Consider the following 21,564-nt stretch of genomic DNA (forward strand, 5'->3'; position numbering starts at 1 on the left):
CTGGCAACGCTTGTCCCCACGTTGATTACGTAATCAGGATGGATGCCATCAGGCCTATCGGCTATAATGGGAATCGTTTTTGATACCGCTGGGATGTTGCCTCGCATGATGTTCTGGCGGTTCATTTTTGCTCACCACCTTCAGAAGCAGCGAGCGCAATGCTTTGGGCTATCTTTTTAGCTTTGGGCTGTAGGATGGCGTCGTTGGCGGGAGTTCTAAATATCGTCTGAACGGCTTCAACCGGAATCAAGCACAGACGGCTACTGGGCTTGTAGTAGGGCAATACGCCCGAATACATAAGCTCTTGAACATGCCTCGTCGTGCAATTAAGTTTCTCTGCGACCTGTCGAACCGTAAAAGTGTCAGGAACATACCCGCTTAGAATATTTCTGGTAGGCATAACGGCCTTACCTCCAATTTCATGGAAGGTGAGGCCACATACTCACAGTTCAATTACATGGGCGACGCAAGGATATGCTTTTCTCCGCACCCTTGGCCCACTGCGGCATCTGTCAGTTTACCACATTTTTCGCGACATACGAATGATAGCGAAGAATCTCCCATATATCGCGTATAGCTCTGCCACGCGCAATTTCTACCGTTGATTTACTGATAGAAGCATCCAAAATGAACATCGCACCACCAAAGCCGACGGGTGTTGCTATCCTGCCATGCAATCGATCTAAGAACGCGCCTTTCCGGGCTAGTTTTCTTGTTTCGTTGTATCCCGCCTTAAGCGGAAGAACCTTTACTGCAAATTCCTCTGCTACGTCGGTACGGTAGACCTCCGCCACGCAAATCTTTCGTCCTTCGATATTCGCAGTAATGCGTTCAATCGGCTCCGCATCTCGGTTGTGATATTCCACTGGCGTACCATCAGGCAGCACCTCTACGCTATCGGGGATTCTCTTGTAAATATGCATTACCACCTCCCCGTTCGAATCTTCATGTTTCGGTTTCAAGTCATTCCTGACCAACCGATACGGTACATATTCCATCGCTTCGTCTGTCCGGTGCGTGAACACCTTATCGGCTTCGTCGGCTGTTTCAGTCACGATTCTTCTCCATTTCCGCGCTCGTGAGCGCTTCCAGTTCTTTTCTCAACGCTTCCCGTCGAGTCTGTAGACACGCCAACGCAGTTTCCGTCTCTTCGAGTTCACGGCGAACGGTTTCAACGGTGCGCGGGCCTTTGACCAGCTTGTCATATGCTTTGTTCACCAGCTCACGTTGCCGGTCGTCGTTGGTGCGCTGATAGTGTTCGATGCCAGTGGCAACGTCGCTGCGGCGAGTGGCGGCCATGTATTCTTTAGCGTTCTCCGCCTCTCGCGACACTCTGTCATCGTAGGTCGCTCTGAGCGTATGGAAATGCAGATCAGGCCGTCCGGCCTTTTCGCGGGCGATGGCGAATTGTTTGCGCAGTGTGTTCGGACTCAGAATCGTGGATTTCTCCGGCCGCAACAACATGGCATCATCCGACACATCGCAATGGTCGGCGATATGTCGACGCAAGACTTCGATAAGCGCGTCGGGAATGGGAACATCCGCGTTAGAAGCCTCCGTTTTCGTGGGCGCAAGATGATATTCGCCTACATCGCCTTCACCGCGCTCCAGACCATGCCGCACATACAAACGCTTGTGCTTCAAATCGACGTCCCGTACTTGCAGGCTACACGCCTCGCTGATGCGCAAACCGAACGCCACGGCCATCAGAACGGCAATACGCGTGTACTCCGGCATAGCCTCATACATAACTTGTATTTCTTCAGGCGTGGCAGGCGGAATCTTCGCTTGCTCGCTGTCGGGCGTTGATGGCAGCGGAACGCCCTCGCAGGGGTTTCGATCAATCAATGCCGGCCGCTCATCCGTGTCCATAGCAGCCAGCCGCATCATGGCTCTGAGCTCTTGCAGGGCACGCTTGCGCGGATATGGCCCTATCTCGCCGATAACATCCAGACATGCGCGAATGTCCTTGGTCTTGATATCCCTCAACAACGTATCGCCAAAATAGTCAATCAGGTGTCCAATCGTGACACGCTTGTTGCGCATGGTGCTTTCGCGCACCTTCTCGCCAGTAGCCGGGGAACGATAATCAGTCAGATATTGCAAGGCATACTCACGGAACGTCAAGGCCTTGACGGCTTCAGACTGCTTACGCTCGCTCGGAGGAATGTACGGGATCCCCAGAGAAGCGGCCCTATCGATCTCGCCTATCTCGTTCTTGAGCCAAGCGTTAGCCAATTCTTTCTGACCGATCTTAAACCGCTTAGTAATGTACTTACCGGGACGATTCGGGTCCTGAACCTTGGCACGATATCCAGCAGGCTTGCCGTTGACGGTTATTTTGGCGATGCTGCCGCGCCCGTTCACGGAATTGGTGCCGCGAGCTGCCTGCTTTGCCATACCTTCCTCCGTCCCCTAGGTACCAATATGTTTCAACTGGTACCTAAGATGGTACCCATAGAGTTCATTTCACGTCATCTTCGTTCGCAAACCTTCGTAACCCCATGATACCCTGAAACAAGCAATAAAGCCAATAAACACAGTGGTTTACGGTATGAAAAAGGGGTTTCAACGCTTGGTCAAAACCCTTGGAGTGGAGCTGCGGGGAATTGAACCCCGGTCCGGCGACCGTACTCCCAGTCTTCTACGTGCGTAGTCTGCTGGCCATGCGGCGGTTTTTCTGCCCCCAACTATGTCGCAGACGACTGTTGGCGGGCATATCCGCAGTTAAAGTCCCTTAACGCCCCTGTGGCTCAGGCGGCAAGGCAAGTCTTCTTAACGACGCTCAGCACTTCCCCGAAGACGAAAGAAGGTGAACGGAGCGGCTGCTCACTGGTTATTCCCGAGCGCGAAGCATCAGGCAGCGAGAGCGAACTCAGTGCGGTTAGATTTAGCACTTATTCTTTTGCAGGGGACATCCACGAGCGGACCCTGCGTTCTCGGCACGCTTCCCTGCGACGAACAGGTCACCGTCGAAACCGATCAGCCCCATATTGAATTATCAAACTCCGGTCGAATCCGGCCGACCAACCCACTATACTCCCCTGCCACGTCCGCGACAAGTGGCGCGGGTTTACGCTGCCGGCGATATGCCCCGCCAACGTTATTTGATGATGGGCCGCAGGGGCGCGGAGACATCGACCTGCGTTTTGTCGCCGATCACGTTGGGGTCGTTGATGATCTTGTCGATGACGGCTTTCTTGAGCTTCAGATCCGAGGCGTCGCCCCATACGATGCGCCGCTGGCCGCCGTTCAGCTCGGTGGTCACCGAGTCCTGGGTCTTCGCGCTGACCTTGGTGATCTGCGTGCGCAGGGACTCGGGCAGGGAGGCCAGTATCCTCAACGCTTGGCGGACGGCTCGGTTCTTGAGCCCGCGATCGACGTCGTTCACTTCGATCACCGGGATGCCGTCGACCGAAGCGCCCTCGACCGAGTTGAGTACCCGCCCCTGCCGGTCGACGGCGGTGAGCGTGTCTCCGGCCTTGAGCATCGCGGCCGGCTTTTGCGCGCTGACGGTCACTTCAAGTCCGTGCGGGAAGGATTTGGAGGCTTTGGCCTCGGTGACGCCGGGGATGTCCTTGATCTGATCGACCACATCCTTCGACGAGACCAACAACAGGGATTTGCCGGTCTGCTGATCGGCGATGCCGCGCACCTGGGATTCACTCACCCATTCGTTGGCACCGGACACCGATATGCCGGAGGATTCGAGCCGGAGCACCGGGGAGAAGAACAGCAGCCATGTGAGGCCTGCGAGCGCTGCCATGGCGGCGAGCGCGGCGAGCGAGCGCACGGCGATGACGCGGGCGTTGGCCTTGCGTCTCTCCTTGAGCCGCGCGGAGAAATCGACGACCTTGGGCCGGGTGACCAGTCCCAGCGGCCCGGAGGTTTCCTCAAGCGTGCGGGAGACCAAGTCCTCGCTATCGAGTGCCCGCGCGTCGACGAAGGCTCCGGGGGCGCTGCGTTCCACAAGCGCGGCGTTCTCGGAGCCCGGGTCTTCCGCAGATGCCGAGGAAGATGACACGGACCGGACTGCTCCGGACGCGTTCTTGCCCTTGGTTCCGCGCCCTCGTTCGCCATGCGCGGAACCGCGTGACGAGCGTGCGGAGCCCTTGGAACGTCGGCCGCCGCCAGACTCCTTCGCGACGTCCTTCGCCGCGTCGCCGCCGGAGACGATGGTGCGTGGGCGACGGTCCGGTTCCTCGCCCGCGCCGGAACCAGAGGAGACGACGCGTCGGCTCATGCCTCGCAACCCTCGCGGTGCGCCTCGAGCGCGTGCAGCAGCACCGGCCCCATGGCGGTGATGTCGCCGGCGCCGACGGTGAACACCACGTCGCCGTGGTGGGCGCGCATCGCCATCATGCGCGCGGCCAGCTCCATATCCTCGACGGCCTGGATCCAGCCCTCGGCGGGCTCATGCGCCACGCCTGCGGCCGCTTCGACGATGGTGGAGGCGCCGACGCCGGGGAAATCGTCCTGCTTCTCGCGGGCCGGGAACACGCCGCTGACGATCACGTCGTCGGCCTTGGCGAGCGCCTCCGCGAACTGAAGCGCGAAGAACCGGGTGCGGCTGAACAGATGCGGCTGGAAGATCACGCGGATCGTCGAATCGGGATAGCGGCGACGGGCCGCGTCGAGCAGAGCGGCGATTTCGGTGGGATGGTGCGCGTAGTCATCGACGACGGTCACCTGCTTGGTGACGCCGCGGATCTGGAAGCGGCGGGCGGCGCCGAGGAAGGAGCCGGCCGCCTTGGCGGCGCGGTCCGGATCCATGCCCAGCAGCGTGGCGGCGATGATCGCCGCGGAGGCATTGCGCGCATTGTGGAGTCCCGGCACGGCCAGCTCCACATTCACGCGGCGGGCGGGCTCATCGCCGCCGCCAAGCGAGGCGGGCAGGTCAAGCACGAAGCATTCGGCGCCCGATCCGGCGGATTCACTCTCGGACTCGATGCGCGCGAATGCCGCGCCGCACAGTCCGGAAGCTCCGCCGTACGATTCGATCGGCTGCGTCGAATAGGCGATAACGCGGGCCGCGACGGACGGGTCGAGCGCGCGCAGCACGGCGAGCGCCCCCTCGTCGTCGATGCAGAGGATCACATGCCCCTTGGCATGTCCGGCATGATCGACGAAGGCAGCGCGGTAATGCTCCTGATCGCCGTAATGGTCGAGATGGTCGGCCTCGGCGTTGGTGATGATCGCGATGTCGGGACGGTATTTGCCGAAGCTGCCGTCGGATTCGTCGGCCTCGGCCACGAGCACATTGCCGCGCCCGGCATGCCCGCCGTCAAGGGTGGCGCCGTCGGGGCCTTGGATGGAGCCGCCGATCGCATAGCTGGGGTCGGCGAGGCCGCCTTCGCCGGCATGTACGAGGATATGCGCGAGCAGCGAGCTGGTCGTGGTCTTGCCATGCGCGCCGGCCACGGTGACGGCGCGTCGGCCGTTCATCAGCAGGGCGAGGATATCACTGCGGTGCACGATGCGCGCGCCGGCCGCCGCGGCGGCCACGATCTCGGGATTGTCGGGCTTGATGGCGCTCGAATAGACAACTGTCGAGGCGCCCTCGACGTTCTGTGCGCGCTGGCCGATCTCGACGGTAATGCCAAGTCCCTCGAGCCGCGCGGTTTTGGAGCCTTCCTCGCGGTCGGAGCCGTCGACCTCGACGCCCTGCTCATGCAGCATCTCGGCGAGCACGCTCATGCCCGCTCCCCCGATGCCGATGAAATGGGTGCGACCCAACATTCCCACGGTTTCGTCCGCGCCGAACGCGGCCTTCATGGGATCGAGAACGATGGATTGTGCCGGTTCGTGCGTCTGCGACACCGTATGCTCCCTTCGGATCGGTCGTCAAAACGAATATCATTATGGTCCGCGCGCCCGACGGCGGCGGGATTCAGTGAACCAAGTCGAGCACCCGCCGGGCCATGGTGTCGGCCGCGTCCCGGATGCCGTATCCCCACGCCCTGCGCCCGAGTTCGGCGAGCGCCTCGGGGTTGGCGAGCAGCTGGGGCACATGGTCGCGCACCCACTGCGCGTCGAGGTCGGCGTCCGCGATCAGCAGTCCGCCTCCGGCTTCGACGACCGGCTGCGCGTTGAACCGCTGCTCGCCGTTGCCGACGGGCAGCGGCACATAGACGGCGGGCAGGCCGAGCGCGGTCAATTCGGACACCATGCCGGCGCCGGAGCGGCAGACCACGAGGTCGGCGCAGGCGAAGGCAAGATCGATGCGTTCCAGGTATTCGGCGGCGTGATAATCGCCATCATGCGCATGGTCAGGTCCCAAACCGGTGAAGGCGGCCTGGCCCGCGCCGGAGGTCACGAGTTGCCTGACCTCGTCCATCTTGCCGCGGCCCGTCAGATGGATCACCTGCGCGTATTCGAGCAGATTGCCGGCGGCACCGGCCACCGCGCGGTTGAGGCTGACGGCGCCCAGCGAGCCGCCGGTGACCAGCACCAGCGGCTGGTTGGGATCGACGCCCAACGCCTCGGCCGCCTCATGGCGCGCGGCGTCCCGATCCTCCTGGATGCGGGATGCAAGCGCGGCGATCGGCGGGCGCAGCGGCAGGCCGACGCGTTCGAGACGCGCGCCCTGCTTGGCGGCGAGTCCGCAGCCGTCATAGACGACGCCGATGTAATCCGCCCAGCGTGCGCCGAGTTTGTTGGCCATGCCGGCGCGCGCATTCGACTCGTGGATGGCGACCGGCAGCCCCATGCGATGTGCGGCGGCATAGACCGGGGCGGCGGCGTATCCGCCGAATCCGACGACGGCGTCGGCTTGGCAGCGGATCAGGATATCGCGCACGCGGGCAGTCTCCCTTTTCCAGCGCAACGGGAATTTCAGCGCGTCAAGGTTCGGCCGGCGGGGGAAGGGAACCTTGTCGATGGCGTCGAGCTCGTATCCGGCGGCCGGCACAAGGTCCTTCTCCAACCCGACGGCGGTGCCGATGACGCTGACGGCGGCCTCCGGGTCGATCCGGAGGATCGCGTCGGCGACCGACAGCAATGGGTTGACGTGTCCGGCGGTGCCGCCGCCGGCGAGGACGATGTGCGGATGTTGCTTGCTCATACCACTCGAGTCTAGTCGTCGCCCGCCTCACACGCGGGCAAGGGAGGCTTTGATCTGCGGCTGCGTGCGCATCATCGCGCAGACGACGCCGGCCGCGGCCAGGCACATGATGAGCGAGGATCCGCCGGCGGAGACGAAGGGCATCGGCACGCCGAGCACCGGGAACACGCCGACGACGACGCCGATGTTGACCAAGCCCTGCCCGACGAACCAGACCGTGATGCACACCAGCGCCATCGACACATAGCGGTCGCGGGTCTGCAGGGCGACCGCGACCATGCACCAGCCGAGCACGACGAACAGCAGGATGACAAGCGAGGCGCCCACGAATCCGGTCTCCTCGCCGATGATCGCGAAGATGAAGTCGTTGTGGGCGGCGGGCAGATACTGCCATTTCTCACGCGAATTGCCGATACCGACGCCAAGGAAGCCGCCGGAGGCCATCGCGTATTTGGCATGCAGCGACTGGAAGCAGACATCCTGCGCGTCGGCGCCCGTGCAATCGCTATAGGTGGCCATGATGCGGCGCATGCGGTTGGGACTGGTGATGACCAGCGCGAGGATGCCGACGACGACGAAGACACCGCCGAGCGCGAACCATTTGAAGGGCACTCCTCCGATGAGGAAGGCGGCCACGCCGATGAAGACGATAATCAGGGCGGTGCCGACGTCCTTGCCGGCGACGACCAGGACCAGACACGCCCCGAAGACGCCGGCGGGCCACAGATAGGCCTTGATGCCTTCCTTCTCGAATCGTCTGCGGCAGACGCGCAGGGATACGGGCAGCCAGAGGCATAGGGCGAATTTGACGACCTCGGCAGGCTGCATGCTGAAGCCGCCGATGGCGATCCATCCGGAGTTGCCGTATTCCTCGCCGCCGGTGCCGAGTGGCGTCAGGGTGAGCACCTGCAGGAACATCGCGACGCCGACGGCACCGAGGCTCACACGCTGGTAGAAACGCGTGGGCAGACGGCTGGCGATCAGCGCGATGACGATGCCGAGGATGCAGTACACGCCTTGGCTCAGGGCCTGGCTGAAGGGCGAGGCGCCCTTGGAGACCATATCCACCGAGGAGCTGGAGAACACCATGATGATGCCGAAGCCGGTGAGCGCGGCCACCGCGACGCGGAAGCCGTGATAGCACCACAGTGGGTTGAGCAGGGCGCGGATGCCGGTGTATTGGCCGAAGGACAGTTCCTCGGCTTCGTCGATGCCGTTTCTGCCGGCTCCGACGCCTGTGCCGGCGCCGGAAGCCGCGACACGACCTTTCCGCACGCGCCGCGCAACCGACGCGCCGCTTGTGCCGGGCTTGCCGGCCTTGCCGGACGCGCCGGCCCTGCCTCGCGAGCTCCGGCCCCGCCGGTCAGACCCGGCCATGCTCGCCCGCCCAACGCCGCGCTTCGTCGGCGAAACGGTCGCCACGATCGGCATATGACTTGAACTGGTCCATCGAGGCGCAGGCCGGGGCCATGAGCACCACGTCGCCGGCGGAGGCATATGCGCCGCAGGCGTCGACGGCGCGCGCCATCACGGTGTCGTTCGGCTCGGGGTCGACGACGGTGACCGGAACCTCCGGGGCTTCGGCGGCAAGCGCCTCGAGCATCGGCGCCTGGTCGCGGCCGATGACGACGGCGGCCTTGAGCGTATGCGCCTGGGCGGCGATGAGGTCCTCGAACCTGCTGCCCTTGGCGAGTCCTCCGGCGATCCACACGACCGAATGGTCGGGGAAGCTCGACAGCGAGGCCTTGGCGGCATGGCCGTTGGTGGCCTTCGAATCGTCGACGAAGCGGATGGCGCCGCCCTCCACCTGGGCAGTGGCGACGGTGGCGATGCGGTGTCCGCCGGGGGCGAAGGCCTTGAGGGCATCGAGGCAATGGTCGACATCGGCCCCCAGCCCGGTGGCCAGGGCGAGCGCGGCAAGCGCATCGGCAAGCAGGTGGGGATAGATCGTGCCATCCGGCTCGCTTAAGTGCGAGAACTCGGTCGGCCGCGCCAGACGGCGGGACTGTCCGGCCTCGCCTCCGGTGACGCCGCTCTTATCAACAATCCATCCGTCCTCGACGCCGATCTGTCCCTCGGCCGGAACGCCGAGCGTGAAGCCGACGCGCAGGCATCCCTCGGCGACCTCGGCCTCGAGCGCTTTGGCCGTGACGGCCGGATCGTCGCCGTTGTAGACCAGCGCGCGCTTGACGCCGTGGAAGACCTTGGCCTTGTCGGCCGCATAGTTCTCGCGGCCGCCGTGCCAGTCGAGATGGTCATCGGCGATATTGGTGATCGCCGCGCAATCCAGCTCAAGAGAGTCGGTGAAGTGCATCTGGAAGGAGCTCAGCTCCACGCACAGCGCGTCATGCGCCGGATTCGTGGCGCAACGGGACAGCGACATCGACATGTCGCCCGAGGCGATGTTGCCGGCGGTCGGCGCGTCGAGGCCGCAGGCGCCAAGCATCGCGGAGGTCATCTCGGTGGTCGAGGTCTTGCCGTTGGTGCCGGTGATGCCGATCCACGGGGCAGGCTTGCCGGTGCGCGCGTTGTCCGCGCGCAGCCGCCATGCGAACTCGACCTCGCTCATCACCGGGATGCCGCGGCGCTGCGCCTCGAGGATGAACGGCGTGCGCGGATTGAACACCGGCGAGGCCATCACATAGTCGACATGGCCCCAATCCACCTGATCGAAGGACTTCAAGTCGGCCCCGGGCTTGCGCTCGTCGACGCCGATCACCTTCGCGCCGCGCTCACGCAGCACCTCGGCCAGACTCGTGCCCGACACGCCGAGCCCGGCGATCACTACCGTCCTGCCATCGATATCCATGACCATGTTCCTTTCCAAGGGTTCCTCGGCCGACGCCCGCGGCGGGCCGGCCGACCATATCCGTCATAGCACGCGGAGCGCCGGCGGCCGGCGGCGCGTCCGTCCGCCGTCAGCTGAACAGCAATCCCGAGCGCGTCACCCAGTCGCCGTAGAACAGCACCAAGCCGATGAGCACGAACATCAGCTCGATCATCCAGAAGCGGACGACGACCTTCGATTCCTGCCATCCGAGCAATTCGAAATGGTGATGGATCGGCGCCATCTTGAAGACGCGGCGGTGGGTGAGTTTGAAGGAGCCGACCTGGATCACGTCGCTCATCGCCTCGATCACATAGAGTCCGCCGACGATGACGGCGAGGAATTCGGTGTGCGTGGCGATCGACATCGCGGCGAACAGGCCGCCCAGGGCCAGCGAGCCGGTGTCGCCCATGAAGATCTGCGCGGGATTCGTGTTGTACCAGAGGAACCCGAAGCAGGCGACGGCCGCGCACACGGCGATGATGGTCAGATCAAGCGGATCGGAGACGGCATAGCTGAAGCCCTCGTGCCCGCCGCCCTTGATGTGGCAGCTCTCCCAGAAGGCGATGATGCCGTATCCGGTGAAGGCGATCATCGACGAGCCGGCGGCCAGGCCGTCGAGGCCATCGGTCAGGTTCACGGCGTTCGTCCACGCGGCCATGAGGAAGTTGACCCACACGACGAACAGGATGATCGACACGACGCGGCCGGCGAATTCGAAGCTGAGGAACGGGGTCTCGATGAAGCTCATGCCCGCCTGGGCGCTGGGGAAGCCGGATTTGGTCGGGATGAGCAGGGAGAGCACCGCATAGATGGTGGCGAGGATGAACTGGCCGGTGAATTTGCCGGCCACGGTCAGTCCCTCGTTCTGCTTCTTGCGCACCTTGGCGAAATCGTCGATGAAACCGAGCGCGCCCATCGACAGCATCGCGAAGAGCACGAGCAGCGCGGATGGCGAGGGCACGTCGCCGTTGCGCAGGAAACGGTAGAGCGCCGAGGCGGCCCAACCGGCCACGATGGCCAGGTTGATGACGACGCCGCCCAGGGTCGGGGTGCCGCGCTTGACCAGATGGGATTGGGGCCCGTCCTGGCGGATGTACTGGCCGTAGTGGAGCCGGTGCACCAGGCGGATGAGCAGCGGGGTGCCGACGATGGTGACGACCAGCGACACCAGCATTCCTATGATGAGCGCGATCATCGCTCTCCTTCCGTTTCCGTCACGGTGGCGGGGGCGCACGGGTTGGCGACGTGGGTCGCCTCGGTCCGCGCCGACGGCACCCAGCGTTCGGCCAGGGCGTTGAGGCCCGAGGCATGGGATCCCTTGAGCAGGACCACGGTATGGGGATGCTTGCGGGCCAGCTCCAGCACATGGCGATCGGTTTCGTCGATGTCTTGCGCGTGGACGACCTCGGTATGGCCGCCGGCTGCGGCAACGTCGGATGCGCCGGAGGCCAGCGCGGCGGCCAAGGCATCGAAATGCGGGTCGCTGGACGAGCCGACGGCCACGATCGCATCGAGGCCAAGTTCGGCGGCGTCCCTGCCGATGGCGGCGTGCAACGCGGTTTCGTCGCCGCCCAACTCGAGCATCGCGCCGAGCACGGCCACGCGGAATGGCTTGGCATCGTCCGCATCCGAACCGGAACCGGCCCAGCGGGCCAAACCGTCGAGGCCGGCGCGCATCGAATCGGGGTTGGCATTGAAGGAATCGTCGATCAGCGTGAACTCCGCGCCCTCGCGTTCCACCTCGCCGATGGCCATGCGGTGCGGGCTGATGCGGGCCACATCCTTCAGCGCCTCGGCGATGGCGGCCGGCGTCATGCCCATCAACGAGGCCACGGAGGCGGCGGCCAGCGCGTTCATCACATTGTGCGCGCCGGGAATCGACAGGGCCACGGGCAGCGCTTCGCTCCCGTCCCCCTTCATCGTCATCGTGAACCGCGGGCGGTCAAGGCCGTCCGTCTCGACGCCCGAGGCCGACACATCCAGCGTCGCGCCGTCAATGGCCTCGCCCTCAAGTCCGAAGCGCACCACCTTGCCCGGGGCGATCGAAGCCATCGCGGCCACATGCCCGTCGCAGGCGTTGAGCACGGCCGTGCCCCCCGGCACCAGTCCGCGCACGATTTCGCTTTTGGCCTGGGCGATATGTTCGACGCCGCCGAATTCGCCCAGATGGGCCACGCCGACCTTGAGCACCACGGCCACATCGGGCGGCGCGATGGCGGTCAGTCCGGCGATTTCGCCGATATGGTTCGCGCCCATCTCGGCGACGAGGAAACGCGTGCCCTCCCCCACCTTGAGCGCGGTCAGCGGCAGGCCGATCTCGTTGTTGAACGAGCCGACCGGCGCGACGACGGAGCCCAGATGGGCCAGCATCGAGGCGAGCATGTCCTTGGTGGTGGTCTTGCCGACCGAGCCGGTGATGCCGATGATCGAGAACTCGCCGGCGGCCGCGCGGCGAAGCTCAAGATTGCGCTTGGCCAAACGCCCGAGCGCCCGCACCGCATCATCCACGACGATCTGAATCAGGCCGGCGTCCTCCACCTCGTGCTCCACGATGGCGGCCACGGCGCCTTGGCGCGCGGCCGCGGACACGAAGTCATGGCCGTCGACGCGCTCTCCGACGATGGCGACGAACACCGATCCGTCCGTCACCTGCCTCGAATCGCTGACGGCGGCATCGGCGAATGTCGCCTCGGCATCGACGTCCGCCGGCGTCACCATCCCGCCCTCGACGGAATCGGCGACCTGCGCCACGCTCATCCGCATCATATGGCCTTCGTTCTCCTTCCCTCGCGCGCACCGGCGCAACCATGTCCATCCCACGTGTCCGATCCGTCCCGAAGACGGCCCCAGCCGTCATCCCAGCTCGTCGGACACCCTCAGCGCGTTCCTGATGTTGTTCCTGCGCACGCCGGCGGCCAGCATCATCGATATCGCCAACGACAGCTCCATCCGTTCCGAATGCTCCATATCCGGAGCCGCCTGGGCGACCAATGCGTCGGATTCGGCCGTGCGCACGGTGGTGCCGCCCTGCGCGGGCCCATCGAAGCCGAAGCGGGCGCGCATGCGCTCTGCAGGCCCCGCGCCTTGTCCCGACACCGCGCCCACGGCACCGAGCACATCCACGTTCACGCCGCTCAACGCTCCATCCGACAGCGTGCGTCCGTCAAGAGCGACGACCATGGCCACCGCGCCGTCCTCGGCGCATACCGCCAGCGTGCGCTGCACGTCGAGGATCGACAGCGGATATCCAAGCCCCAGCTGCCGCTCCAACGAGGACGATCCGTAGGCGCTGACGATGCCGACCGGATTGCCGAGCATATGCAGCACACGCGCGGTGCGGCGCACGGCCGATTCGACGCCCTCGGGAGTGGGGCCGGCGACGGCGAACACCGCCAGTTGCGAGGAGGGATTGCCGGCCAGCTCCCCCGCCAGCCGCCCCAGCTGGGCGGCGGTCGGCTCGGCGAACAGCAGCGGCAGACCGATTCCGGCGCCGGCCGAGCGCATCGCATGGGGCACCAGCGCCGCATATGCTCCGCGCTCCTGCGCCTGCGCCAGGCGCTCGACGTCGACGGAACGGGATGGGATGTAGAGCGCGCCCGGACGGATCGAATCTATGTCGTCCGCCAGGGACGTGATCGTCACGGCGCCCGCGAAGGACGGCGCTAGGTCGAACCCATAGCGCTGAGCCAGGGTGCCCAGGGTCATCCGTTGCGTGACGGACTCACTGACAGCGCTCATCTGAAAAGCCTCTCGTTCTCTTCTGCGGGCCTTGGCTCACCACGTCACCGGAATAGCATCCTGGCGCGGCTGGGAAACAGGCACATCGTATTTCTGCATAAGGAATTCACCGATCTTGGCGAACACCGGACCGGCCGTGAGGCCGCCATACTGGCCCTGCGGATCCTTCATCACCACCGTCACCACGAACCGCGGGTTGTCGGCAGGGATGATCGCGGACCAATCGGAGATCACCGAGGTCAGGCGGCCGTCGGGGCCTGCGACCTCGGCGGTGCCGGACTTGGCCGCGATGCGGTATCCGGGAACCTTGACGAACTGCTCGTAGTGGGCGGAGGCGGATTCCATCGCGTTGCTCACCTGCGCGGCGGTCGCCTCGTCGATCACGCGCTCGCCGGCGGGCACGGGCGTCTCGATGACATGCCCGTTCGCGTCGGTGACGGATTTGATGATCGTCTGATCGCGCTTGATGCCCTTGTTGGCGATGATGGCGACCGCGTTGTTCAGCTGGATCGCATTGGTCATGTAACCTTGGCCGAACAGGACGGTGTTCTGCGTGCGCCCGTCCCAGTCGCCCGGTTCGTAGAGCACGCCCTGCGACTCGCCGGGCAGCCCCAGGGCCGACTTCTGGCCGATGCCGAACTTGGTGAGGAATTCGTATCGCTTCTCGTTGGAGTATTTGTCGGAGGCCATGACGGTGCCGACGTTGGAGGACTGCTCGATGATGCCGGCGAGCGTCCAATGCTCGGCGCCATGGTTGCTGGCGTCCTCGTAGGTCTGCCCGTCGACGGTGATTTTGTCGGGAACGGTGAACTTGTCGCCCGCCTGGTGCAGGCCCTCCTGCACGAGCCCGGCCATCGTGATGACCTTGCCGATCGAGCCGGGTTCGAAGGTCTGCGAGACGGCGCGCGAGACGTTCATCTTCGCCTCGTCGGAGCCGGCCTCGTATTCGTCGGTGTCCTCGAGCGCGACGATGCGGCCGGTGGCGGCCTCCTGCACGACCGCGAGCACCCAGTCGGCCTTGTATTCCTCCTTGGCGTCCTTGAGCACCTTCTTGACATACCAATCCACGTCGGCGTCGATGGTCAGGGACACGTCGGAGCCGTCGACGGCGTCCTTGGACTCGGTGACGGTGCCGGGGATCTCCTCGCCGCCGCCGCCCTGCTGGTAGACCTTGACGCCATCGGTGCCGGTCAGGCGCTTGTCCTCGATCTGTTCGATGCCGGCCACGCCCTCGCCCTCGGAGTCGACGCCGCCGAGCAGCGCGCCCATCAGCGTGCCGTTGGCGTAGACGCGTTCGCTGGACAGCTCGCCGTAGACGACGCCGCCCAGATGCAGGTTCTCGATGCGGCGCATGACGGAGGGCTCCACATCGCGTTTGATCATCGCGTATTGGCCGGAGCCGGAGAGCGTGCCGCCCAGTTCCATCGCGTTCATGTCGAGGACGGTGGCCAGCAGGCGCGCCACGGCGGCCGCGCCGGTGGCCCCGACCGGGCGCCCCTTGATCTTATGGCAGTATCCGGCGACCTTCGCCTGGCGCGAGCCGCAGGTGATCGGCGTGAAGGTCGCCGCGGCCTCGGGATTGCCGATGACGTTGTATCGTTCGACGCTCTGCGCCAGCACCTTGCCGTTGGCATCGAGGATGCGGCCGCGCTTGGCGTTGATCGTCACCGGGATCGTGCGCGACTGGGTGGCGGCCTGCGCCATGGATTGTCCGTCGAGCAGCTGCACGGTGGCGAGCTTGACCAGGCATCCGGCGGCCACGAAGGCGAGCACGGTGACGATGACGAGGATGCGGAACGCATAGGCCCTCGCCTTGGCGAACTTCCTGAGCTTCGATATCATCGCGCGCCTTCCGATGGCTGGTATCCGTTGAGGTCGATCGTCAGCGAGCCTGACTGGGGCACCATCCCCATCTTCTGCGCCTTGTCGGGCAGCTTGGCCTCGAGGGCGTCGAGCTTGGCCTGGTCGTCCTCCACGTCCTGCGTGAGGCGGGCGATGCGCTGCTCGATCTGAGAGGCCTCGAAGGAATTGCTCACCATCTGGGTGCGCAGGGCAAGCGCGCCAAGCAGCGTGGCCACGAGGAAGGCGACGGCGACGACGATGTGCAGCAACGGGGTGTTGCGGCGGCGGGTCCAGCTGATGACGCGCCCGATGCCTTCGGCCAGTCCCTTCCCCTGGGCCCGGGCGCCGGCGATGACATTGAGCTGGGGGCGGCTCGGCTCGGCGGCCGGCCTGGCCGCGGGCTTGCCCTCGGGACGGCGCGCGGCGGAGGCAGCGCCGGAGCGTGCCGAACGTGCGGAGCGCACGGGGCGTGCGGATGATGCCGTCATGCTCGCCGCTCCCCTCTGTCGTCGGTTGGCTGTGTGCGCTTGGTATTCGTATGGTTCGTATGGTTCGAATGGCCCGCGCGGGACTTGGATTGCGTCTGCGTCCGTTTGCCGTGGCGGTTGGGTTGCCCGGCATGGCCGCCGCCCGCCCGTTCGTCGGGGGCCGGCGGCCGCCCGAAGCGCCTCAGCGCCCGTTCGGGCAGTTCGCGGGAGAGTTCCACGGCGCGGAGCCTGACCGAGGCGGAGCGCGGATTGACCTCGATCTCCTCGGGCCTGGCCTTGAGCGCGCCGCGCGTCAACGGGGTGAAGAAGGGCATGGCCTCGGGCGGGACGACGGGCATGTCGGCCGGGGCGTCGATGGCGAGCCCCTGCGCCATGAACGCCTTGGTCGTGCGGTCCTCGAGCGAGTGGTAGGACTCGACGACGATGCGGCCGCCGACCTTGAGGCGCAGGGCGATGGTCGGCAACGTGGCCGCCAGCTTGTCGAGCTCGCCGTTCACCTCGATGCGCAGTGCTTGGAAGACGCGTTTGGCCGGGTTGCCGGCGGCTCGTCGGGAGGCCGGGATCGTCGCGGAGACCAGGTCGACGAGCTGGGAGGAGGTTTCGAGCGGTTCCCCGCCCTCGTCGCGACGGCGCACGACGGCCCGTGCGATCTGACGGGCGAAGCGTTCCTCGCCGTAGTCCTTGAATATCCGGGCCAGGTCCGCCTCGTCGTATTCGGCGAGCACACGGGCGGCGGTGAGCTCCTGCGCGGCGTCCATGCGCATGTCGAGCGGACCGTCGTGGGAATAGGAGAAGCCGCGTGCGGTCTCGTCGATCTGCAGGCTGGACAATCCCAGATCCATGAAGGCGGCGTCGATGCGATCGACGCCTTGTGCGTCGAGCACCCCTGCGAAGTCGTCGAAGGCGGCGTGCACCGGCGTGAAGCGGTCGGCCAGTCCCTCGTCGGCCATGCGGCGCGTGGCCAGCGCAAGCGCCTCGGCATCGCGGTCGATGCCGATCAGCCGCGCGGCCGGCGCGGCCTTGAGGAAGGCGATGGCATGCCCGGCCAGTCCCAGCGTGCAGTCCACGATCACGGCGCCGTCCGCATGCGTGCCGTCGATGCCGCCGGTGACCAACTCGACGCATTCGTCAAGCATCACCGGTCGATGCACCCGCCCCGCGCCGGCCGCGATCTGCTCGGCGGTCTTGGCCTCGAGCCTTCCCGCGCCTCTTCTGGCCTGCGCGGCCATCCTCGCGCGCCCCATCAGAACTCCACCTCCGGCAGCACGTCGTCGGCGATATCGGAATATCCCTGTTCCTTCTCATTCAAATAGGATTCCCAGGCGGCGCGGTCCCAGATCTCGGCGCGCGTGCCGACGCCGATCACGACGATGTCATCCGTGAGATTCGCATAGTCGCGCAGCATCTGCGGCACCAGGACGCGTCCCTGCTTGTCGGGGGTCTGGTCGGTGGCGCCGGACAGGAAGACGCGCAGGTATTCGCGCGCGGCCTTGTTGCCCAGCGATGTGCGCTGGATCTGCATGGCGATGCGGCGGAACTCGTCGACCGGCAGCAGGTAGACGCAACGCTCCTGCCCGCGGGCCATGACCAGCCCCTGTCCCAGCTGCGGGCGGAATTTGGCGGGCAGGGCCATGCGCCCCTTGGCGTCGATCTTCGGCGTGTAGGTGCCCAGCAGCAGGGCGGGCAGGCCGGCGAAGGCACCGATGCCGGAGGTCTGCGTCCCCTCGTCCGCCTGCGTTCCAACCATATTTTCGACCATCCGACACCTCCTTTCGCCGCTTTTGGGTACACTCCGACCGCACTGTTTCACCACTTTACCCCACGCCTCCCCATTTCTCCCCACCGAGTCGTGTATTCGATGTCTTTTTAGGGACAGTTCCACCCCGGGCGCAACCGCGGGGCTTCGTTCGGGCCGTGCGCTACATTGGATTGCTTGAGTTTTCGCATCCCGAGGGGAACGGAGAAGTATGTCCGGCTACGCCTCCCAGCTGCAGGAAGAGCAGCGGGCCGTCACACGCGCCTACGATCGTCTGGACGCGCTGCGCGCCCAGGCACGCGAACGTCTTGACACCGTGCGCGCCGCCGGCTCCCACGGTTCGCCCACCCAACGCACCGAACGAGACTCCTTCGCCACGATGTACGAGGACCGGCTCGCCCAGCTGCGCGCCGTCGAGGACAGACTGGTCTTCGGCCGGCTCGACACCCTCGCCGGCGAACGTCGCTACATCGGCCGCCTCGGCCTGTCCAGCGACGGACACGAGCCGATCCTGACCGACTGGCGCGCCGAGGCCGCGCGTCCGTTCTATGAGGCCACCCCCTCGAACCACGGCGACATCGTCATGCGCCGGCACATCACCCTGAGCTTCCGCGAAGTCGTCGGCGTCGAGGACGAGGTGCTCGACGTCCACTCCGAGCAGGTCGGACGGGCCTCGGCCTCCGGAACGCTGACCGGCGAAGGCGCGTTGCTGGCCTCCCTGAGCTCTCGGCGAACCGGCAAGATGACCGATATCGTGGCCACCATCCAAGGCGAGCAGGACCGCATCATCCGCTCCGACATGGCGCATGCGGTGGTCGTCCAGGGCGGACCGGGCACCGGCAAGACGGCCGTGGCGCTGCACCGCGCCGCCTATCTGCTCTACACGCACCGACGCACGCTCGAGCGCTCCGGCGTGCTCGTGGTGGGCCCCAGCTCGGCGTTCCTGCATTACATCGACCAGGTGCTGCCCTCGCTGGGCGAGACCGGCGTGGTCAGCCGCACGATCGCGGATCTGATCCCCGGCGTCGAGGCGAACGCGTTCGACGCCCCGAAGGCCGCCCGTCTCAAGGGCGAGGCGCGCATGGCCCGCGCGGTGGCCAACGCGGTCGCCGCGCGCGAGCGCGTGCCCGCCGACCTGCCGACCATCAGCGTCAACGGATTCAAGGTGCCGATGCTGCGCGCCGACGTCGAGCAGGCCATCGCGGACGCACGCCGCACGCGCCAACAGCACAACAAGGCGCGTGAGACCTTCGTGAAGGCGATGCTGCGCTCGATGCGCGCGCGTTACGTCGAACAACTCGACTACACGCCGGATGACGACGAACTCGGACGCGTCACCTCCATGCTGCGCATGAACGACCGGGTGCGCCGCACGCTGAACCTCGCATGGCTGCCGATGACCGGCGAATGGCTGGTCGACAACCTGCTGTCGCATCCCTCCCAGCTGCGCGCGCACGCGCCCTGGCTGTCCGACGCGGACATCGAGGCGCTGACGCGCCCGAAGGGCTCGCCGCTGACGCGCTCGGACGTCCCGCTGCTCGACGAGGCGATGGAGCTGCTCGGCCCCGATCCCAAGGCGATGGCACGCCAGGCCGCGGCCGACGCACAGCGGGCCGAGGAGGAGCAGTTCGCCAAGGACACGCTCGCGCAGGCCGGCATCGGCGGCGGACTGATCACCTCGCAGATGCTCGTCGACCGGATCAACGGGCTCGACGAGACGCTGACGGCCCAGCGCGCGGCCGCCGACCGCGAATGGACATACGGCCATATCGTCGTCGACGAGGCCCAGGAGCTCACGGCGATGGATTGGCGGATGCTCGTGCGCCGCTGCCCCTCGCGCTCCTTCACGATCGTGGGCGATGTGGCGCAGACCTCGGCCCTGGGCGGCACGCGCCGCTGGCGGGACACGATGAACCCGCTGTTCGGCGAGCACGGCTGGGAACTCGACGAACTGACGATCAACTACCGCAACCCCAAGGAGGTCTCCGACCTCGCCTCGCGCTTCGCGACATCGGAGGGACTCTATATCTCCACCGTCAACGCGGTTCGCTCGATCCCCGGATCGGTCGAGCACGTCGTCGTGGACGGCGATGCCGCGCTGATCGGGGAGGTGGCGCACCGCGCCGCCGCATTGGCACGCGAATACGTGGCCTCCGACGGCACGGGACGCGTGGCCGTCATCGCCCCCGACGCGATGCTGCCCGGACTGCGCCGGGAGGTGCTCGACGCCGTGGCCGAAACGCTCGGCCACGAGGAACGAGACCGGCTGGCGGCGCAGAGCGCCTGGGACGAGCAGATCTCGATATGCGGCACCGAGACGGTCAAGGGCCTTGAATACGACGCGGTGGTCGTCGTCCAGCCCGGGCGCATCGAGAACGACGCCCCGTCGCGGCTGGTGGCCGCCTCCGACCTCTATGTGGCGATGACCCGGCCGACCCAACGTCTGTTCATCGTTCGGACAAAGGAAGACGAGGCCTCCTCGAGCCTTTAAGGTGGAAGACATGCCCAAAGCACTGCTACTGGAGAACATCCACCCCTTCGCGGCCCAGTCGTTGCGCGACCATGGATTCGAGGTCGTCACCGAAAAAGGCGCGCTCGGCGAGGACGAGCTCATCGAAGCCCTCGACGGCGTGGACCTGCTCGGCATCCGCTCGAAGACCTCCGTCACCCGCCGCGTGATCGACGCAAGGCCCCATCTGTCGGCCGTCGGCTGCTTCTGCATCGGCACCAATCAGGTCGACCTCGAGTACGCGGCCAAGCGCGGCATCGCCGTGTTCAACGCGCCGTATTCGAACACCCGCTCCGTGGTCGAGCTGGTCATCAGCGACATCATCTGCCTGATGCGCCGCATCCCGGCGCACACGCACCACATGAAGCACGGCATGTGGGACAAAAGCGCCTCCGGCTCGCACGAGGTGCGCGGCAAGACGCTCGGCATCATCGGCTACGGCAACATCGGCTCGCAGCTGTCGGTGCTCGCCGAGGCCCTGGGCATGCGCGTGGTCTTCTACGACATCGAGGAGAAGCTGGCCATGGGCAACGCCGTGCGCTGCGGCACGCTCGACGAGCTGCTCGAGCAATCCGACGCGGTGAGCCTGCATGTGGACGGCCGCAAGTCGAACACCGGCTTCTTCGGCGAGGATCAGTTCGCCCATATGAAGCAGGGCGCGATCTTCATCAACCTGTCTCGCGGCTTCGTGGCCGATCTGGGCGCGCTGAAGCAGCATCTCGACTCCGGGCACCTGTCGGGCGCCGCGGTCGACGTCTTCCCCGTTGAGCCGAAGAAAACCGGCGATCCCTTCGAAACGGCGCTGGCCGACGAGGACAACATGATCCTGACCCCGCATATCGGCGGCTCGACGCTCGAAGCACAGGAATCGATCGGACACTTCGTCTCCCAGCGTCTCGAGGACTATTGGGAGAAGGGCTCGACGGGCCTGTCGGTGAATATGCCGCAGATCACGCTGTCGAGCGTGGGCGGCGCGGCGCGCATCGCCCATCTGCATGCGAACCTGCCGGGCGTGCTGGCCCAGGTCAACCATGTGCTTTCCGACGAAGGCATCAACATCTCCGCCCAGGCGCTCGGAACCGAGGGCGAGCTTGGCTATGTGGTCACCGACGTGGCCCAGATGCCCACGCCCTCGGCGCTGGAGGCGCTGCGTGACATCGAGGGCACGGTACGGCTCAGGGTCATGCACTGAGCGCATGGACCGCGGGCGTTAAACTACGCAACAAAAAAAGCTCGTGGCGATGGATGGTATCGTCCGTCACCACGAGCTTTTGTTTGTCCGCCGGTAGGTTGTCGTGCGATCACCTTTGCAATCCACACAATCGCCAGGCCAGGCTG

At 65.6% G+C, this 21,564-nt stretch carries 17 protein-coding genes and 1 other RNA gene; 2 read left to right on the forward strand and 16 right to left on the reverse strand.

Translation table 11 applies throughout. The annotated features are described in order from the left end of the window. Window positions 1-121: 121 nt before the first annotated feature. The 16 genes from AC1AUD_RS03405 to mraZ form a co-directional block, all read right to left on the reverse strand. Window positions 122-400 (reverse strand): excisionase family DNA-binding protein, encoded by a 279-nt coding sequence (locus AC1AUD_RS03405; protein WP_476572097.1) that lies wholly within the window; start codon window positions 398-400, stop codon window positions 122-124. Window positions 401-512: 112 nt separating this feature from the next. Continuing rightward, complete coding sequence (locus tag AC1AUD_RS03410) at window positions 513-1,055, reverse strand: hypothetical protein (RefSeq protein ID WP_476572099.1); 543 nt, start codon at window positions 1,053-1,055, stop codon at window positions 513-515. Then, entirely contained in the window at window positions 1,048-2,400 is a 1,353-nt protein-coding gene (locus AC1AUD_RS03415; RefSeq protein WP_476572101.1) for a tyrosine-type recombinase/integrase, read from the reverse strand. The genes AC1AUD_RS03410 and AC1AUD_RS03415 overlap by 8 nt, the downstream gene beginning before the upstream one ends. A 191-nt stretch (window positions 2,401-2,591) precedes the next feature. Then, window positions 2,592-2,990, reverse strand: a transfer-messenger RNA (tmRNA) gene (ssrA, locus tag AC1AUD_RS03420). Between the two features lie 113 nt (window positions 2,991-3,103). Then, a complete protein-coding gene (locus tag AC1AUD_RS03425) occupies window positions 3,104-4,243 on the reverse strand; it encodes a cell division protein FtsQ/DivIB (RefSeq protein WP_476572103.1) in 1,140 nt (379 codons plus the stop codon). Next, the gene (gene murC, locus AC1AUD_RS03430) at window positions 4,240-5,775 is read right to left on the reverse strand and encodes a UDP-N-acetylmuramate--L-alanine ligase (protein WP_476572567.1); all 1,536 of its coding nucleotides are present in this window, start codon (window positions 5,773-5,775) and stop codon (window positions 4,240-4,242) included. Before murC ends, AC1AUD_RS03425 begins: the two co-directional genes overlap by 4 nt. A 115-nt stretch (window positions 5,776-5,890) precedes the next feature. Then, window positions 5,891-7,063 (reverse strand): UDP-N-acetylglucosamine--N-acetylmuramyl-(pentapeptide) pyrophosphoryl-undecaprenol N-acetylglucosamine transferase, encoded by a 1,173-nt coding sequence (locus AC1AUD_RS03435; protein ID WP_476572105.1) that lies wholly within the window; start codon window positions 7,061-7,063, stop codon window positions 5,891-5,893. Window positions 7,064-7,090: 27 nt separating this feature from the next. Then, window positions 7,091-8,440: a putative lipid II flippase FtsW gene (gene ftsW, locus AC1AUD_RS03440; RefSeq protein ID WP_476572107.1), complete on the reverse strand. Its 1,350-nt coding sequence runs from the start codon at window positions 8,438-8,440 to the stop codon at window positions 7,091-7,093. Further along, a complete protein-coding gene (gene murD / locus AC1AUD_RS03445) occupies window positions 8,427-9,878 on the reverse strand; it encodes a UDP-N-acetylmuramoyl-L-alanine--D-glutamate ligase (protein ID WP_476572109.1) in 1,452 nt (483 codons plus the stop codon). Before murD ends, ftsW begins: the two co-directional genes overlap by 14 nt. Window positions 9,879-9,981: 103 nt before the next feature. Continuing rightward, complete coding sequence (gene mraY, locus AC1AUD_RS03450) at window positions 9,982-11,088, reverse strand: phospho-N-acetylmuramoyl-pentapeptide-transferase (RefSeq protein ID WP_476572111.1); 1,107 nt, start codon at window positions 11,086-11,088, stop codon at window positions 9,982-9,984. Next, entirely contained in the window at window positions 11,085-12,659 is a 1,575-nt protein-coding gene (locus AC1AUD_RS03455; RefSeq protein ID WP_476572113.1) for a UDP-N-acetylmuramoyl-tripeptide--D-alanyl-D-alanine ligase, read from the reverse strand. The genes mraY and AC1AUD_RS03455 overlap by 4 nt, the downstream gene beginning before the upstream one ends. A gap of 87 nt (window positions 12,660-12,746) precedes the next feature. Further along, a complete protein-coding gene (locus AC1AUD_RS03460; RefSeq protein WP_476572115.1) occupies window positions 12,747-13,631 on the reverse strand; it encodes a UDP-N-acetylmuramyl peptide synthase in 885 nt (294 codons plus the stop codon). A gap of 36 nt (window positions 13,632-13,667) precedes the next feature. Next, on the reverse strand, window positions 13,668-15,473 hold the full coding sequence (locus AC1AUD_RS03465) for a peptidoglycan D,D-transpeptidase FtsI family protein (RefSeq protein ID WP_476572117.1): 1,806 nt from the start codon (window positions 15,471-15,473) through the stop codon (window positions 13,668-13,670). After that, complete coding sequence (ftsL, locus tag AC1AUD_RS03470; protein ID WP_476572119.1) at window positions 15,470-15,961, reverse strand: cell division protein FtsL; 492 nt, start codon at window positions 15,959-15,961, stop codon at window positions 15,470-15,472. The genes AC1AUD_RS03465 and ftsL overlap by 4 nt, the downstream gene beginning before the upstream one ends. Next, window positions 15,958-17,205 carry a 16S rRNA (cytosine(1402)-N(4))-methyltransferase RsmH gene (rsmH, locus tag AC1AUD_RS03475; protein WP_476572121.1) on the reverse strand — a complete coding sequence of 416 codons (1,248 nt, stop codon included), beginning with the start codon at window positions 17,203-17,205 and terminating at the stop codon, window positions 15,958-15,960. Before rsmH ends, ftsL begins: the two co-directional genes overlap by 4 nt. Continuing rightward, a complete protein-coding gene (mraZ, locus tag AC1AUD_RS03480; protein WP_476572568.1) occupies window positions 17,205-17,708 on the reverse strand; it encodes a division/cell wall cluster transcriptional repressor MraZ in 504 nt (167 codons plus the stop codon). Before mraZ ends, rsmH begins: the two co-directional genes overlap by 1 nt. 220 nt (window positions 17,709-17,928) lie before the next feature. On the opposite strand from mraZ, the gene AC1AUD_RS03485 reads away from it, so the two are divergent. Beyond that, window positions 17,929-20,208 carry a HelD family protein gene (locus AC1AUD_RS03485; protein ID WP_476572122.1) on the forward strand — a complete coding sequence of 760 codons (2,280 nt, stop codon included), beginning with the start codon at window positions 17,929-17,931 and terminating at the stop codon, window positions 20,206-20,208. 10 nt (window positions 20,209-20,218) lie between these two features. Then, entirely contained in the window at window positions 20,219-21,418 is a 1,200-nt protein-coding gene (gene serA / locus AC1AUD_RS03490; RefSeq protein ID WP_476572124.1) for a phosphoglycerate dehydrogenase, read from the forward strand. The last annotated feature ends 146 nt before the right edge of the window (window positions 21,419-21,564 follow it).

Source organism: Bifidobacterium sp. LH_730, from assembly GCF_056355835.1.

Bases quoted from the DNA above. Each gene is read 5' to 3' on its own strand.
- AC1AUD_RS03405 (WP_476572097.1), bottom strand. From the start codon at position 400: ATGCCTACCAGAAATATTCTAAGCGGGTATGTTCCTGACACTTTTACG.
- AC1AUD_RS03415 (WP_476572101.1), bottom strand. From the start codon at position 2,400: ATGGCAAAGCAGGCAGCTCGCGGCACCAATTCCGTGAACGGGCGCGGC.
- AC1AUD_RS03425 (WP_476572103.1), bottom strand. From the start codon at position 4,243: ATGAGCCGACGCGTCGTCTCCTCTGGTTCCGGCGCGGGCGAGGAACCG.
- murC (WP_476572567.1), bottom strand. From the start codon at position 5,775: ATGAAGGCCGCGTTCGGCGCGGACGAAACCGTGGGAATGTTGGGTCGC.
- AC1AUD_RS03435 (WP_476572105.1), bottom strand. From the start codon at position 7,063: ATGAGCAAGCAACATCCGCACATCGTCCTCGCCGGCGGCGGCACCGCC.
- ftsW (WP_476572107.1), bottom strand. From the start codon at position 8,440: ATGGCCGGGTCTGACCGGCGGGGCCGGAGCTCGCGAGGCAGGGCCGGC.
- murD (WP_476572109.1), bottom strand. From the start codon at position 9,878: ATGGTCATGGATATCGATGGCAGGACGGTAGTGATCGCCGGGCTCGGC.
- mraY (WP_476572111.1), bottom strand. From the start codon at position 11,088: ATGATCGCGCTCATCATAGGAATGCTGGTGTCGCTGGTCGTCACCATC.
- AC1AUD_RS03455 (WP_476572113.1), bottom strand. From the start codon at position 12,659: ATGATGCGGATGAGCGTGGCGCAGGTCGCCGATTCCGTCGAGGGCGGG.
- AC1AUD_RS03460 (WP_476572115.1), bottom strand. From the start codon at position 13,631: ATGAGCGCTGTCAGTGAGTCCGTCACGCAACGGATGACCCTGGGCACC.
- AC1AUD_RS03465 (WP_476572117.1), bottom strand. From the start codon at position 15,473: ATGATATCGAAGCTCAGGAAGTTCGCCAAGGCGAGGGCCTATGCGTTC.
- ftsL (WP_476572119.1), bottom strand. From the start codon at position 15,961: ATGACGGCATCATCCGCACGCCCCGTGCGCTCCGCACGTTCGGCACGC.
- rsmH (WP_476572121.1), bottom strand. From the start codon at position 17,205: ATGGGGCGCGCGAGGATGGCCGCGCAGGCCAGAAGAGGCGCGGGAAGG.
- mraZ (WP_476572568.1), bottom strand. From the start codon at position 17,708: ATGGTTGGAACGCAGGCGGACGAGGGGACGCAGACCTCCGGCATCGGT.
- AC1AUD_RS03485 (WP_476572122.1), top strand. From the start codon at position 17,929: ATGTCCGGCTACGCCTCCCAGCTGCAGGAAGAGCAGCGGGCCGTCACA.
- serA (WP_476572124.1), top strand. From the start codon at position 20,219: ATGCCCAAAGCACTGCTACTGGAGAACATCCACCCCTTCGCGGCCCAG.